General features: G+C 69.8%; 14 protein-coding genes and 2 tRNA genes. 10 read left to right on the top strand and 6 right to left on the bottom strand.

Annotated features, from left to right (window positions below; genetic code table 11):
- Nucleotides 1-336: 336 nt before the first annotated feature.
- Nucleotides 337-427 (top strand) — tRNA-Ser (locus tag QF034_RS19625).
- Nucleotides 428-490: 63 nt separating this feature from the next.
- Here QF034_RS19625 and QF034_RS19620 read toward each other — a convergent pair.
- Complete coding sequence (locus tag QF034_RS19620; RefSeq protein ID WP_307176191.1) at nt 491-1,327, bottom strand: arginase family protein; 837 nt, start codon at nt 1,325-1,327, stop codon at nt 491-493.
- 166 nt (nt 1,328-1,493) lie between these two features.
- On the opposite strand from QF034_RS19620, the gene QF034_RS19615 reads away from it, so the two are divergent.
- Nucleotides 1,494-1,566: transfer RNA gene (locus tag QF034_RS19615), tRNA-Arg, on the top strand.
- Between the two features lie 140 nt (nt 1,567-1,706).
- On the opposite strand, the gene QF034_RS19610 is transcribed toward QF034_RS19615, so the two are convergent.
- Nucleotides 1,707-2,213: a hypothetical protein gene (locus QF034_RS19610; protein WP_307176190.1), complete on the bottom strand. Its 507-nt coding sequence runs from the start codon at nt 2,211-2,213 to the stop codon at nt 1,707-1,709.
- 155 nt (nt 2,214-2,368) lie between these two features.
- Between QF034_RS19610 and QF034_RS19605 the strand changes: the two genes are divergently transcribed.
- Nucleotides 2,369-2,695: a GYD domain-containing protein gene (locus QF034_RS19605; RefSeq protein ID WP_307176189.1), complete on the top strand. Its 327-nt coding sequence runs from the start codon at nt 2,369-2,371 to the stop codon at nt 2,693-2,695.
- A gap of 115 nt (nt 2,696-2,810) precedes the next feature.
- Here the strand turns inward: QF034_RS19605 and QF034_RS19600 are convergent, their stop codons facing one another.
- Nucleotides 2,811-3,095 carry a hypothetical protein gene (locus tag QF034_RS19600; protein ID WP_307176188.1) on the bottom strand — a complete coding sequence of 95 codons (285 nt, stop codon included), beginning with the start codon at nt 3,093-3,095 and terminating at the stop codon, nt 2,811-2,813.
- Between the two features lie 467 nt (nt 3,096-3,562).
- Between QF034_RS19600 and QF034_RS19595 the strand changes: the two genes are divergently transcribed.
- Entirely contained in the window at nt 3,563-3,823 is a 261-nt protein-coding gene (locus QF034_RS19595; protein ID WP_307176187.1) for a GntR family transcriptional regulator, read from the top strand.
- Between the two features lie 156 nt (nt 3,824-3,979).
- Here QF034_RS19595 and QF034_RS19585 read toward each other — a convergent pair whose 3' ends face one another.
- The 3 genes from QF034_RS19585 to QF034_RS19575 form a co-directional block, all read right to left on the bottom strand.
- Nucleotides 3,980-4,513, bottom strand: coding sequence for an NUDIX domain-containing protein (locus tag QF034_RS19585; RefSeq protein WP_307176186.1), 534 nt, complete (start codon nt 4,511-4,513; stop codon nt 3,980-3,982).
- 57 nt (nt 4,514-4,570) lie between these two features.
- Complete coding sequence (locus tag QF034_RS19580; RefSeq protein WP_307176185.1) at nt 4,571-5,461, bottom strand: hypothetical protein; 891 nt, start codon at nt 5,459-5,461, stop codon at nt 4,571-4,573.
- Between the two features lie 106 nt (nt 5,462-5,567).
- On the bottom strand, nt 5,568-6,044 hold the full coding sequence (locus QF034_RS19575; RefSeq protein WP_307176184.1) for a MarR family winged helix-turn-helix transcriptional regulator: 477 nt from the start codon (nt 6,042-6,044) through the stop codon (nt 5,568-5,570).
- 104 nt (nt 6,045-6,148) lie between these two features.
- Between QF034_RS19575 and QF034_RS19570 the strand changes: the two genes are divergently transcribed.
- From QF034_RS19570 to QF034_RS19545, 6 genes are all read left to right on the top strand, one after another.
- Complete coding sequence (locus QF034_RS19570) at nt 6,149-6,544, top strand: HGxxPAAW family protein (RefSeq protein ID WP_307176183.1); 396 nt, start codon at nt 6,149-6,151, stop codon at nt 6,542-6,544.
- A 59-nt stretch (nt 6,545-6,603) separates the two neighbouring features.
- Nucleotides 6,604-7,476: a DUF2797 domain-containing protein gene (locus QF034_RS19565; RefSeq protein WP_307176182.1), complete on the top strand. Its 873-nt coding sequence runs from the start codon at nt 6,604-6,606 to the stop codon at nt 7,474-7,476.
- 162 nt (nt 7,477-7,638) lie between these two features.
- Nucleotides 7,639-8,379, top strand: a complete 741-nt coding sequence (locus QF034_RS19560; RefSeq protein ID WP_307176181.1) for a response regulator transcription factor — start codon at nt 7,639-7,641, stop codon at nt 8,377-8,379.
- Nucleotides 8,376-9,965: a sensor histidine kinase gene (locus tag QF034_RS19555; protein ID WP_307176180.1), complete on the top strand. Its 1,590-nt coding sequence runs from the start codon at nt 8,376-8,378 to the stop codon at nt 9,963-9,965. The genes QF034_RS19560 and QF034_RS19555 overlap by 4 nt, the downstream gene beginning before the upstream one ends.
- Nucleotides 9,966-9,979: 14 nt before the next feature.
- Nucleotides 9,980-11,404 carry a bifunctional glycosyltransferase family 2/GtrA family protein gene (locus QF034_RS19550; protein WP_307176179.1) on the top strand — a complete coding sequence of 475 codons (1,425 nt, stop codon included), beginning with the start codon at nt 9,980-9,982 and terminating at the stop codon, nt 11,402-11,404.
- On the top strand, nt 11,401-13,572 hold the full coding sequence (locus QF034_RS19545) for an ArnT family glycosyltransferase (RefSeq protein WP_307176178.1): 2,172 nt from the start codon (nt 11,401-11,403) through the stop codon (nt 13,570-13,572). Before QF034_RS19550 ends, QF034_RS19545 begins: the two co-directional genes overlap by 4 nt.
- The last annotated feature ends 69 nt before the right edge of the window (nt 13,573-13,641 follow it).

Here is a 13,641-nt window from a genome sequence, read left to right as displayed (position 1 = left end):
GAAGGCGGCGACGGAGGCGGCGGCACCGACGACGAGCCGCCGCAGACGGGGTCGAGTGGTGGTCGGGGAGGTGAGGGAGCTCCGGGACACGTTTCCGGGCTCAGCCCGGCGAATGGCATGCGACATGACCTGACTAACGCGGCGCGGCCCGCTACGTTGCGCGCCGGGCGGACGCGCCGCACAACGCCATCGCACACCCGGCCGCCCGACACCTCCACAACGCCTTTGCCCTGCGACCTTCCCGCCTAGTACCGTGGGGGTCGATTGGTGACAGCACGCTCGACTGTGTCATCATCGGCACGCACCGACTCGCGCTCGCGCGGGCGGATGTGCACTGGAGGCGTCGCCTAGTCCGGTCTATGGCGCCGCACTGCTAATGCGGTTTGGGTCTTAAAGCCCATCGAGGGTTCAAATCCCTCCGCCTCCGCACTCTGACCAGGGAGTTCGGCCCCGCGTGGCTGGACTCCCTGAGTCGCGTTCTAAGCCGTTTTCACCGGCCGGCCCCGAACAGCCCGTCGACGATCCGCCGCAGCACCGCCTCCTCCTGGCCGGCAGCTTCCGTCCGCTCGTACTCGGTGAGCGCGAGGCCGGCGAGAGGGAACTCCTCAGTCAGTGCCCGCACCGCCCCGACCAGCTCCTCCACGCCTAGCCCGCCCGGCTCGGGTGTACCGACGGCCGGGAACACCGTCGGGTCCAGGACGTCGAGGTCGATGTGCAGGTACACCGCCTCGGCGCTGGTCGCGCGCACGGCAGCCAGCAGAGGCTCTGGTTCTGCCAGCTGCCCGACGCCGAGGTGCCGTATGCCGCGGCTCTCGACAAGGGCCTGTTCACCCGGGTCCAGTGACCGCGCGCCCGCCAGTACGACGCGGTCGGCCGACAGGCTCCGCGCAGGCCGCAGGCCCTCCGGCCCGTCGCCGATGAGCGCGCGCAGCACCATGCCGTGGAAGGCTCCGGAAGGCGACGACTCGGGGGTGTTGAGATCCCCGTGCGCGTCGAACCACACCACGGTCAGCCGGTCCCCGAACGCGGAGAGCGCGGCCTCGACCGGCGCGAGGTCGACCGCGCAGTCACCGCCGACGGTCACGGTCCGCTCGCCGGGCGGAACCTCGGCCAAGGCCGCGCGCACCGCCACCAGATGGCGCTCCAGCACATCGGCGTTCTGCACACCGCCCCGCGCCGTTCCGACGCTGTCGTCGAGCGTCACCGTGCGCCGCCGACCCGCGGGTATCTGCCCGGCCAGCCAGGCAGCCCCACCGGGCAACCGACGGGCCGTAGGGGCGCCCGACCCCTGCCACTGCGCCACCTCAAGCACGACCGGACCGCCCACGAAGGCTCCTCTCCATCACCTGATCACGAAGCCCCATCTGAGGCCATTTACGCAGGTCACAAGGGGTGCGGCAAACGGATTTCACATGGCGGCGGCAGTCATGTAATGTTCTTCCTGTCGCCGCGAGCGAGCCGAAAGGCCCGGGAGCGGCGAAAAAACAAAACAAGCACTCGTAGCTTAACGGATAGAGCATCTGACTACGGATCAGAAGGTTGCAGGTTCGAATCCTGCCGAGTGCACACAGATCAGGAGCCCCGGAGAGATCCGGGGCTCCTGGCGTTTTCGCCGTACAGCAGCCAAGGCTAGGCACGACGAGGGGCACCCGGGTTCGCTGCGTGTCCCTCGGTTTGCCGTGCCGGTCATCGAAGACTCCGCCGCCCTATGCGTCGAGCCCGTCGCCGGACTGAGACCAGCGCTTGATGATCATTGCTGGAGATTCCGGGGCCGGCCACACCTGGATACGGATCTTCTCAGTCGTTTCGGGGCTCTCGTCGGAGTCGATGTCGGCCTCGGTTGCCCGAGCCAAGTTGCTCCGAGACACGCGGACGCGGTTCCGGCCTGACGGGACCTCGAACGTTGCCGCATCGGGGGCGTAGTCCGTGCAGCCCAGAACCATCAGGCGGCCCAACGACACCTCGAGGCCGGCCTCAACCACGTGATCGAATTCCGAACTGTCGTCAATCGGTTCCCCATGCAGGACGCAGACAGTGACGGATACGTTGACATTGACCGACGTGCCGATACCCAGCGCATCCGGTGCAACCGCGAGCTGATCGGCAACGGCCTGATCCGTCCACGCGTCGCTGAGATCACCGTCCGAGTCGGCATCGGATACGTGTATCTGGAAGTAGTCGGCGAAGAGGGTGAGTTCTGTCGTTGTCGTCATGGCGGCACAGTGCCAGGCAGCACTGACAGCCGGAGATGCGCCCCGACTCGATGGGCGCTCATCGTCCACCCGGCCGTTCGGGGGACGCGCGGGTCGCCGCCGGCGCTTTTCCCGTCCGGCGGGGGCATCCCTTGAGGGAACGCAAGGGAGACACGATGCCGCTCTACCTGTCGAGGTTCAGCTACACCCCCGAGACGTGGGCAAGGCTGATCGGCCGCCCAGAGGACCGGGCCCAAGCCGCTCGGTCGTACATCGAGTCCGTCGGCGGAAAGCTCCACGGCTTCTGGTACGCCTTCGGCGCGCACGACGGCTACAACCTGTGGGAGGCCCCGGACAACGTGTCCATGGCCGCGGTCGCGCTGGCGATCAGCGGAGGCGGCGCGCTGAGTTCGTTCGAGACGACAGTCCTCCTGACCGTCGACGAGACGATCGAGGCCCTGCGCGCAGCCGAGCAGGTCCAGTACCGGGCTCCTGGCGCGTAAAGCTACAGATCAGAGGTCGCAGGTTCGAGCTTGCCGAGTGTGCACAGAACAAAGGCCCCGGAGGGATCCGGGGCCACTGGCGTTTTCGTGCGTACGCAGTGCTGCGCCGCCGAGGCTAGGGCTTGCTCGGATGTTTCAGGCGCCGGCCGCGGCTCTCGGCGATGCGGAGGACATCCTGTAGTGCCTCGGTCAGGCGCTCGGCGAGGTAGCGGAGATCGCCGGGCTGGGTGTCGGGGAGCAGCGCCAGGGCGTGGTCGACGAGTTGGTAGCCCATGTGGAGCTGGGTCGACTCCGTGGCGTCGGCGAGTCGGGAGATCGGTCCGCCGTGGTGGTCGGTGATCAGGTAGCAGTGCTTGCCCTCGGGCCCGGACCAGGGAAGCAGGCGGGGCTCGTCCGGCATCAGGCCACTTCCAACCCGTGAATCCAGTACGGGCCCGGCATGTCCTGGCCCAGCGTGGCCATGGCCAGTTCGCGCCGACGCTGACGTTGCTCATGAGCGATCAGGTACGGGCGTACGGACCTCATCGCTGTGACGTCCAGAGGAATGTCGTCGGAGATGTACGGGCTGCGGTGCGGCGGGAGTGGTGGAGCGAGGTGCTGGGGGAGGCCTACGGGCACGGCGGTCGGCGGTCGAAGGCGTGGTTTCGGGCCAAGTCCCCTGAAGAAGACGGCTGCCCAGGTGGCGAGTCGGTGGATAAGGTCGCTCATGTCATCAGCTCCGATCAGCTGGTGGCCGCGCCCCGGGGCGGCTCAATCCGTCGCCGGGGTTTTCACATGTGCAACCGTAGTCTAAGCGTGCTAGGCATGCTAGGGGTTATAGGCATACCGTGTATCGCACGGATGTCCAAGCATGCGCATGCTAGTGGGATGATCGAGTTCGTGCCTGACATTCCTCGCTGGCGGCAGGTGGCTGATGTGGTTCGGCGCCGGATCGCGGACGGCACCTACCCTCCGCGTACCCGCGTTCCCTCCGTCGTGCAGCTCACCTCGGAGTTCGGGGTCGCCAACGCGACAGCGCACAAGGTGCTCCGCGCATTGCGTGAGGAAGGGCTGACGTACACGGAGCCCGGTCTCGGCTCGTTCGTGGCCGAGCAGTCTCAAAAGGCCGGCGCCGCAGAGGACGTGTAGGCAGCGCGGCACATGGGCGGGGCTTCGGGCCGATCGACTTGTCCCACGGTGCTTTCAGGGGCCGGTGCCTGTCGTTCGTGAAGACCTCGTCGTGCTGAACTGATGAGGTTCTGCGCATCGACGCCGTATACGGCGGATGCCCGAAGAGTCCTCCAGTCAGCGGGTCGCTTCGTCCATGAGCAGGTACAGCAGGCCGACCAGCGAGCCGCTGCTCACGATCTCGCGGCGGTCGATCATGCCGCGGACCTCTGAGAGCGGGATCCACTCGATGCGGTCGGACTCGTTCTTCTCCGTAGGCGGTCCCACGTAGGTCGCGCCATCGGCACGGAAGACGTGGTGTTGTGAGTCGGTGATGCCGTTGGCCGGCTCGGCGTAGATGAGGGGCTTGACGGGGCCGGGACGCCAGCCTGTTTCCTCCAGGGCTTCGCGGGCGGCTGCCTCCTCGGGCGTCTCACCGTCTTCGACCAGGCCCATGGGAAGTTCCCAGGCCCACGTGTCCGTGACGAAGCGGTGCCGCCACATCATCAGGACCTCTTGGCGGTCGTTGATAACGGCGGCCACGGCCAGGTGCCGCAGGCGGACGATCGTGTACTCACACCTGCTGCCGTCGGGCTGCTCGACATCAGCCAGAGACAGGTTCACCCACTTGTCGGTGTAGACCCGTCGCTCGCCGTGGCTCTTCCATTCCATGGCTGTGGCCTCGTCCCCTTCTGTCCATCGGTGGCTGCTGTCGTTCGGTTCGGACCGTCAGGACGGCTGGGTCGGCCGATCGGGGGGTGAGGCGTGGTGGGAGGAGGCCGAGCTGGAGGTGCCGATCGCGATCGAGGACGAGGACGCGCTTTCGATGTTGACCACGTTCTGGGGCGGCAACTCGGGCTTCGTCAGGAAGTCCCGCAGGGCGCGGCCCGTAGGGGCGATGTGCGGGGCGATACCGGCCAGGAAGGCGGCGCCGAGCACCAACGCGGCCAGTTCCCCGGCATCGCCGAGCAGGGCGCAGAGGGGTGGGACGGTGAACAGCAGGAACGCCAGTGTGAAGAAGGCCGGGACGTGTTCCCGGTCCTCCCTCCTGCGGGCGGCCGAGCGTTCGTGGAACTCGACGTCTCCTTCGTCGTTGTGAGCCACGACCTTCCAGCCGGTGATGTCTCGGGCGGAGACGGAGAGCCGTAGGGCGACAGATTGGCCCCGCTCCAACTGGCCGATGGTGAAGACGGCTTCGTTCCTGTCTTGTTCGAGATCGGAGCGCCTGACCACCCCCATCTCGCGTTCGGGCGCCGACGTCGGTACCGCTTCGATGATCTGGGCGCCGGCCGGGAAGCTGAAACGCAGGTGCTCGTTTTTGACGACCCGGTTCCCGGTGTTCTCGATGCGGAATGCGACGGAGCTCAGGCCCTGGATGGGGTGTCCGTTGTAGATCAGCTGGAGCTGCCGTCGGATCGTCTCGTTCGCGGACACCATGGCGTTGTGCACTTCGGCGTCCCAGGAGAGCCGCTTGGTCGGCTCGCGGCGGAGCCTCATGCGTTCGATCGCGACGGTTCCCAGCACGCCGATGACCGTGCCCACGACGGCGACGACCAGATTCTGCTGGAACTCGGTCAGCACGGCTTCGGCGGCTGTCACCGCGGCAGGAGTCGACTCCATGACCGTCCCCCGTCCCCCCGTCCTCCACGCCCCATATCCCGATCAACTCACTGTAGCCAGGGGGACATGGCGAGGCAGGTGAGTTGCCCAGGTCGAGGGCCTTGGTTCAGCCGGTCCGGCAGTGTTCCTCCAAGTAGTTCGCCGCCATGCCGCTCGCGCGGGTGAACCAGTCGTTCAGGACTGCGATCTCGTCAGGGGAGTAGTCAGCGAAGAGTTCCTTAAGACGGGCGTAGTACGGCTCGTAGACCTCTCGGACGCGGGCGACCGCGTCGGGCTGGGCGGCTACGCGGATGCGGCGGCGGTCGGTCGGGTCGGGGCGGCGGGTGATGTAGCCGGCGCGTTCCAGGCGGTTGAGGATGCCGGTGACCGCGCCCGTCGTGACGTGGACGCGGGCTGCCAGGTCGCCGGCCGTGGGCAGGTTCTCACCGGCCTCGATGACGTAGGCGAAGCAGGTGAGGTCGGTCACACTCAGGCCTACCTGTTGGGCGATCTCGTGCTGTCCGACCAGGTGGGTCGCGATGAGGTGGTCCATCGCCGACAGTGCCTGCTCCGGCGTGGCGGCCGGACGCGGCTTGGCTTGCATTCCCAGATCCCTTAGTTCGTGAGATGTTTGGGCTCTAAAAGGCTTAGCTGGTGAGGGGTTCGGGGGCGCGGGTTCCCGGGCCTTGGTGTGTAAGGGGGCAGGATATGAGCGCACATCAGTATGACCACGGGCATACCGTCGCGGGATGGGTCGGAACCGGGATCGGGAGTGTCGGGGCCGTCGCGGCGGGGGCGGGAGTGTGTTTCGGCTCCGGTGTGCTGATCGCAGGGGGGCTCGCCATCGGGGTGGTCGGGCTGTTGGTCACCTGGGCGCTGCATCTGGCCGGCTGGGGGAAGGGGCCGGGAATCCGGCCCCGGGAGGAGTGGGGCTGGCGGGTGCGGGACTCGGGGGCGCGGGCCGGGCATGCCGAGTGCCTCGGGTGCCGGTTGGCCGGGCGGGGGCGGACTGCGCAGGTGGCCGGGCGCCTTGTCGTACGCGGTGATGTGCGTGTGGGCGGGGAGAGCGAACCCGCCGCCGTGGGAGCCGACTCCGGGCGCTGAATCGGACGCTGTTGCTCGCCCGACGCCGTTGTCAGTGGTGGCCTCTACGCTCGGCAGAGATGGCACAGGCATGGAGGTGCTCGGGGCTGCGGTGGTCCGCCGGCGGCCCCGTGCTGGTGTGGGACGGTGGCCGGCGCAGTGCGCTGACCTGGGGGAAACGCGTGGCCTTCGGGGTCGCGGAAGGGGGCGTGCGGACATGCGTGGGAGCTCGGGGGCATGCCTGTCCGACGGGGGCGGCCGTGTCGGCGCGCAGGTCGGCGGCGCGGTGCGAGGAGTGTGCGCGGCTGGACCGGGCGCACTCCGTGGCCGCCGACACGATCGCGGACGATCCGCGGCCGTACCACGTGTATCTGGCGTGGTTCGGGCCCGGCATGGTCAAGGTCGGGATCACGGCGGCAGAGCGGGGCTCCGCGCGGCTGCTGGAGCAGGGCGCTGTGTGCTTCAGCTGGCTCGGTGTCGGGCCGCTCATGGCCGCGCGGCGTACGGAGGAGCTGTTGCGGGCCGCGCTGCGGGTGCCCGACCGGATTCCCTACGCCGACAAGCGGGTCGTGCGGGCCGTGCTGCCGGAGGCGGCGGCTGACCGGGCCGTCGAGGTCGCCGAGTTGCATGCGCGGGCCGTGGCGCTTCCCGCGTGGCCGGAGTCGCTCGTGCGGGAGCCCCTGCGCGTTGTCGATCACGCGGAGGTGTTCGGGCTCGCCGGGCTGCCCGTCGCCGTCGGGGAGGTGGGTGAGCTCGTCGCCGGTGGGGTGGTGAGCGGGGAGCTGGTGGCTGCTGCCGGGCCCGATCTGCATCTGGCTACCGGGGGCGGGGTCGTCGTACTGGATACGCGGCTGATGCGTGGGTGGGGGCTGGTGCCTGCCGGGGGTGTGGAAGTGACCGTGCCGGTGCGGGAGTTCAAGGAGGAGGCGGGGGTGCAGGACGGGTTGTTCTGACCCGCCCGTCACATCGGCCCGGTCACCCGCTGATGACCCCGCCGCTGATGACCCCGCTCACTGGCGTTCTCAGCCGTTCCCTGAGAAGTCCCTGTGTGTTTCTCAGGGAAATCACAGGCTGCCGAAAGGGTGCTCTCAGAGCACGCCGACATCGTGTTCATCATGACCACGACCTCGCCCCAGGGGCGCACCGAACTGCTGAGGCCGGACGGGAGCCCCGTCCGAGTGCTTGTGGTGGACGACGAGATGTCGATCACCGAGCTGCTGTCCATGGCCCTGCGCTACGAGGGATGGCAGATCCGGAGTGCCGGTGACGGCACGGGCGCCCTCCAGGCCGCGCGTGACTTCCGGCCCGACGCCGTCGTGCTCGACATGATGCTGCCCGACATGGACGGGCTGGCCGTGCTCGGGCGGCTGCGTCGTGAGCTGCCCGACGTGCCGGTTCTCTTCCTCACCGCCAAGGACGCCGTCGAGGACCGGATCGCCGGGCTGACGGCCGGCGGGGACGACTACGTCACCAAGCCGTTCAGCCTCGAAGAGGTCGTCGCGCGGCTGCGCGGGTTGATACGGCGGTCCGGTGCCGCCGACCGGCGCTCCGACTCCACGCTGGTCGTCGGTGACCTCACCCTCGACGAGGACAGTCACGAGGTGACCCGGGCCGGTGAGAACATCCACCTGACCGCGACCGAGTTCGAGCTGCTGCGGTTCCTGATGCGCAATCCGCGGCGCGTGCTCAGCAAGGCGCAGATCCTCGACCGCGTGTGGTCGTACGACTTCGGCGGGCAGGCCAACGTCGTCGAGCTGTACATCTCGTATCTGCGGCGGAAGATCGACGCGGGGCGGGAGCCGATGATCCACACCCGGCGTGGTGCCGGTTACCTGATCAAGCCCGCCGCCTCATGAGCGGGCGGCGACGGCCGGGTACGCAGCAGAGGGTGGGCAAGCCGCGCACGCTGCGGACGCGGCTCGTCGTCGCGTCCGTGGTGCTGATCGCCGTGGTGTGCGCGGTGATCGGGACGGTGACGACCCTCGCCCTCAGGTCGCATCTGTACGAGCAGTTGAACGGGCAGGTCGACGACGCCGGCAAGCGTCTGTCGGGACCCATGAAACCCGGGGGCGAGAACGACTCCGACTCGATCGACAGGATCACCGGCTTCGTCCGGGGACCGGCCCAGCCGGGGACCATCGCCGCCGAGGCCGGTGCCGACGGCACGGTCACCCGGGCGGTCCTCGCCAAGGAGGCCTCCTCCAACGAGATCGGCCCGTTCCAGCGGAACTCGGCCGTCAGCCTCAGCGACGAGCAGAAGGCCGCCCTCACCGGGGTGCCGACCAGTGGAATGCACACCGTCGACATCCCCGGCCTCGGCGAGTACCGCGTGCAGTACGTCCTCGGGACCGACGGAGGCAACTACTACGTCGCCCTGCCCACCGAGTCGGTCACCACGACCATCAACACCCTCATCCTCGTCGAGGTGAGCGTCACCGGGGCCGGCCTGGTCGCCGCCGCCATCGCCGGTTCCGTCCTCATCGGCGTCGCCACCCGCCCCCTGCGCCGCGTCGCCGCCACCGCCACCCGGGTCTCCGAACTCCCCCTGCACACCGGCGAGGTGAACCTCAGCGAGCGGGTCCCCGACTCCGAGACCGATCCGCACACCGAGGTCGGCCAGGTCGGTGCCGCGCTCAACCGGATGCTCGACCACGTCCACGGCGCCCTGCACGCACGGCAGCAGAGCGAGACGCGGGTCAGGCAGTTCGTCGCCGACGCCAGTCACGAGCTGCGGACCCCCCTCGCCTCCATCCGCGGGTACGCCGAGCTGACCCGGCGCGGCAGAGAGGACGTCGGGCCCGACACCCGGCACGCCCTCGGGCGGATCGAGTCCGAGGCCGGGCGCATGTCCCTGCTCGTCGAGGACCTGCTGCTGCTCGCCCGGCTCGACGCCGGGCGGCCGTTGCAGTTCGAGCAGACCGACCTCGTACCGCTCGTCGTCGACACGATCAGCGACGCCCGTGCGGCCGGCCAGGACCACAACTGGCGTCTCGACCTGCCCGACGAGCCCGCGCTCGTGTCGGCGGACGCGGCCCGGCTGCAACAGGTCCTCGTCAACCTGCTCGGCAACGCCCGCACCCACACCCCGCCCGGCACGACCGTCACCGCCCGCGTCCAGCGGCGCGGCCCCTGGCTGTGCGTGGACGTCGAGGACAACGGGCAGGGCATTCCCGCCGCGTTGCTGCCGCACGTCTTCGAACGGTTCGCGCGCGGCGATTCCGCGCGCTCCCGCGCCACCGGCTCGACCGGTCTCGGCCTCGCCATCGTGCAGGCCGTGGCGAGTGCGCACGGCGGTGCCGTGACCGTCGACAGCGTGCCCGGGCGGACCGTGTTCAGGGTGCACCTGCCCGCGCTGCCGGCCCAGCCGCAGCCGGACATGAGCCGGCAGCAGCACTCACAGGCACGCCACAGCGTCACCACATGGGCACGACAGGGCGCCTGACGAAAGTCGGTTCCATGCGAACCGATTCTTCTCCCGGCACCCTGCCGGCGCGGGAGCACCTCCCGGCCGCACCAGCCGGTACGCCTGTCCTGGACGTAGTGATCCCCGTCTACAACGAGGAGAAGGACCTCCAGCCGTGCGTCCGCAGACTGCACGAGCACCTCGCCCGCACGTTCCCGTACGCGTTCCGCATCACGATCGCGGACAACGCCTCGACGGACACCACCCCGCAGGTGGCGGCACGGCTGGCGACGGAGATCCCCGAGGTCACCACCGTCCGACTGGAGCAGAAGGGCCGTGGCCGGGCCCTGCGGGCCGTCTGGTCGGCCTCGGACGCCCCCGTCCTCGCCTACATGGACGTCGACCTGTCCACCGACCTCAACGCCCTGCTCCCGCTGGTGGCGCCGCTGATCTCCGGCCACTCGGACCTCGCGATCGGCTCCCGGCTGGCCCGCAGCTCGCGGGTGGTGCGCGGCCCCAAGCGGGAGTTCATCAGCCGCGCCTACAACCTCATCCTGCGCGGCTCGCTCCAGGCCCGCTTCTCGGACGCCCAGTGCGGGTTCAAGGCGATCCGCCGTGAGGTGGCGCAGGTGCTACTGCCCCTGATCGAGGACACCGGCTGGTTCTTCGACACCGAGATGCTGGTGCTCGCCGAGCGCGCGGGCCTCAGGATCCACGAGGTGCCGGTCGACTGGGTCGACGACCCCGACTCGACCGTCCACATCGTCAAGACCGCGACCGACGACCTCAAGGGCGTGTGGCGGGTCGGCAGAGCCCTGGCCACCGGTTCGCTGCCGCTGGACCGGCTCGCCCGGCCGTTCGGCGACGACCCGCGCGACCGTGAGATCAAGGACGTACCGCGAGGCCTCGCCCGCCAGTTGGTCGGCTTCTGCGTGGTCGGCGGTCTCTCCACCCTCTTCTACCTGCTCCTCTACAGCGGCTTCCGCGTCTTCACCGGCTCCCAGGTCGCCAACGCCCTCGCCCTGCTGGTCTCGGCGATCGCCAACACCGCCGCGAACCGGCGGCTCACCTTCGGGGTGCGCGGGCGCGGCGGTGCGGTACGGCACCAGGCACAGGGCCTGGTCGTCTTCGGCATCGGGCTGGCCCTGACCAGCGGCTCGCTCGCCGCCCTGGGCGCGGCCACGTCAGAGCCCGCGCACTCCACCGAACTCGCGGTCCTCATCGCCGCCAACCTCGCGGCGACCGTGCTGCGCTTCCTGCTCTTCCGGGCGTGGGTGTTCCCGGACCGGCACGACAGCGAGACGACGGTGGCCGCCTCGTACCCCACCGCGGAGTCCTGCGCCGGGGAAGCCGCGGACAGCACCTGGCAGGACGCCCCCTGGCGGGCCGCCGCCTGGCAGGACACCACCCGGCAGGACGCGACCGTGCAGCTGCTGCCGGTGCGCCCCCACGACACCGATGCGAGGGACTTCCGATGACCGTCCACTACGATCAGCAGATCACCGGCAGAGGCCAGAGTCCCGACGCCGGGACCCATCACTCCCCTGTCCCTGCGCCACCGGCCCCCGACGCCGGTGAACCCGAGCGGCCCCTGCCGCGACGGCTGTGGCGCGGTCGGCCCGAGGATCCCCGCTGGGCCCGCCCGGCCTTCCTCGCCCTGCTCCTGGCGACCGCGGTGCTCTACCTCTACAACCTGAGCGCCTCCGGTTACGCCAACTCCTTCTACTCGGCGGCCGTCCAGGCCGGCAGCCAGTCCTGGAAGGCGTTCTTCTTCGGCTCGCTGGACGCGGCCAATGCCATCACCGTCGACAAGCCCCCGGCGGCGCTGTGGCCGATGGCCCTGTCCGTGCGGCTGTTCGGCCTCAGCTCCTGGGCGATCCTGGTCCCCGAGGTCCTCATGGCCGTCGGCACGGTGGCCGTCGTGTACGCCGCCGTACGCCGCCGGTTCAGCCCCGCGGCCGGTCTGATCGCGGGCGTGGTGCTGGCGCTCACCCCCGTCGCGGCGCTGATGTTCCGCTTCAACAACCCGGACGCGATGCTGGCCCTGCTGATGGCGCTGGCCTGCTACCTCGTCATCCGGGCCCTGGAGGACGGCCGTACCAGGTGGCTGGTGTGGGCGGGCGTGGCCGTCGGCTTCGCGTTCCTCGCCAAGACCCTCCAGGCCTTCCTGATCCTGCCGCCGCTGGCCCTCGTCTACGGGGTGTGCGCACCGGTGCCGGTGAAGAAGCGCCTCGGACAACTGGCCCTCGCCACAGTCGCGTTGGTCGTATCCGGCGGCTGGTGGGTCGCGATCGTCGAGCTGTGGCCCGCGTCCTCACGCCCGTACATCGGCGGCTCGCAGAACAACAGCTTCCTGGAACTGACCTTCGGCTACAACGGCCTGGGCCGCCTCAGCGGCGACGAGACCGGCAGCGTCGGAGGCGGCGGTGGCGGGGGCAACGGCGGTGGCGGCTGGGGAGAGACCGGCTGGGACCGCCTGTTCGGCTCCAGCATCGGAGGCCAGATCTCCTGGCTGATCCCGGCCGCGCTGATCCTGCTCGTCGCGGGCCTCGTCACCACCGGCAGGGCACGGCGTACGTCGGTGACGCGCGGTGCGTTCCTCGTCTGGGGCGGCGCGCTGCTCACGACCATGCTGGTCTTCAGCTACATGCAGGGCATCTTCCACGAGTACTACACGGTGGCGCTCGCCCCCTACATCGCGCCGCTGATCGGCATGGGCTCGGCGCTGCTCTGGGAGAAGCGGGACAAGGTCTGGGCGTCGCTGACCCTGGCGGCGGCGATGACGGCCACCGCGGCCTGGGGCTACGTCCTGCTCAACCGCTCCTCCGACTACCTGCCCTGGCTGAAGTGGCTCGTCCTGGTCGGCGGCCTGACAGCGGCCCTCGGCCTGATCTTCGCCGGCCGGCTGGGACGTGGACTGGCCCTGGGAGCGGCCGGGCTGGGCCTGGTGGCGGCGCTGGCCGGTCCGGCGGCGTACACGCTCACCACGGTGAACGAGGGACACACGGGTTCGATCGTCACGGCGGGTCCGGCGGTCGCGGGCGGCCGGGGCGGCCCGGGCGGCGGTGGCGGCTTCCCGGGCGGTGGCCCGAACCAGCAGGACGGCACCGGCACCGGCAACGCCCAGGGCGGCCAGGGCAACGGCTTCCCCCGCGGAGGTTTCCCCGGCGGTGGTTTCCCGGGCGGTGGCCCGAACCAGCAGGGCCAGAACACCACCCCCGGAGGACGGACCGGCGACGGCGGCCGGATGGGCGGCATGGGCGGCGGCATCGGCGGCCTGCTCAACGGCGCCAGCGTCGGCTCCGAGGCCAAGAAGCTGCTGACGACCGACGCCGACCGGTACACCTGGGCCGCGGCGGCCATCGGCGCGCAGAACGCCGCGAGTTACCAGCTGTCCACCGGCGAGCCGGTGATGGCCATCGGCGGCTTCAACGGCACGGACCCGTCCCCGACCCTGGCCCAGTTCAAGGAGTACGTGGCGGAAGGAAAGATCCACTACTTCATCGCGTCCGGCGCGGGCGGCGGTATGCGCGCCAGCGGCGACGGGACGTCCTCCCAGATCACCTCCTGGGTCGAGGCCAACTTCAAGAAGGTCACGGCCGGTTCGGCCACCTTCTACGACCTCACGCAGAAGACGGGCAACTGACCGTCCCTGACCGGGAGAAGGGCGGTGGCCGAGAGCCACCGCCCTTCTCCGTTGCCCGGATACCTGGAG

Source organism: Streptomyces africanus, from assembly GCF_030816955.1.
Lineage (GTDB): Bacteria > Actinomycetota > Actinomycetes > Streptomycetales > Streptomycetaceae > Streptomyces > Streptomyces africanus.
Note: the sequence above shows the minus strand (reverse complement) of the source record. Positions and strands in the feature narration are given on the sequence as shown.

Coding starts and splice junctions, on each gene's coding strand:
- QF034_RS19610 (WP_307176190.1), bottom strand. CDS start 2,213: ATGACGACAACGACAGAACTCACCCTCTTCGCCGACTACTTCCAGATA.
- QF034_RS19605 (WP_307176189.1), top strand. CDS start 2,369: ATGCCGCTCTACCTGTCGAGGTTCAGCTACACCCCCGAGACGTGGGCA.
- QF034_RS19600 (WP_307176188.1), bottom strand. CDS start 3,095: ATGCCGGACGAGCCCCGCCTGCTTCCCTGGTCCGGGCCCGAGGGCAAG.
- QF034_RS19595 (WP_307176187.1), top strand. CDS start 3,563: ATGATCGAGTTCGTGCCTGACATTCCTCGCTGGCGGCAGGTGGCTGAT.
- QF034_RS19585 (WP_307176186.1), bottom strand. CDS start 4,513: ATGGAATGGAAGAGCCACGGCGAGCGACGGGTCTACACCGACAAGTGG.
- QF034_RS19580 (WP_307176185.1), bottom strand. CDS start 5,461: ATGGAGTCGACTCCTGCCGCGGTGACAGCCGCCGAAGCCGTGCTGACC.
- QF034_RS19575 (WP_307176184.1), bottom strand. CDS start 6,044: ATGCAAGCCAAGCCGCGTCCGGCCGCCACGCCGGAGCAGGCACTGTCG.
- QF034_RS19570 (WP_307176183.1), top strand. CDS start 6,149: ATGAGCGCACATCAGTATGACCACGGGCATACCGTCGCGGGATGGGTC.
- QF034_RS19565 (WP_307176182.1), top strand. CDS start 6,604: ATGGCACAGGCATGGAGGTGCTCGGGGCTGCGGTGGTCCGCCGGCGGC.
- QF034_RS19560 (WP_307176181.1), top strand. CDS start 7,639: ATGACCACGACCTCGCCCCAGGGGCGCACCGAACTGCTGAGGCCGGAC.
- QF034_RS19555 (WP_307176180.1), top strand. CDS start 8,376: ATGAGCGGGCGGCGACGGCCGGGTACGCAGCAGAGGGTGGGCAAGCCG.
- QF034_RS19550 (WP_307176179.1), top strand. CDS start 9,980: ATGCGAACCGATTCTTCTCCCGGCACCCTGCCGGCGCGGGAGCACCTC.
- QF034_RS19545 (WP_307176178.1), top strand. CDS start 11,401: ATGACCGTCCACTACGATCAGCAGATCACCGGCAGAGGCCAGAGTCCC.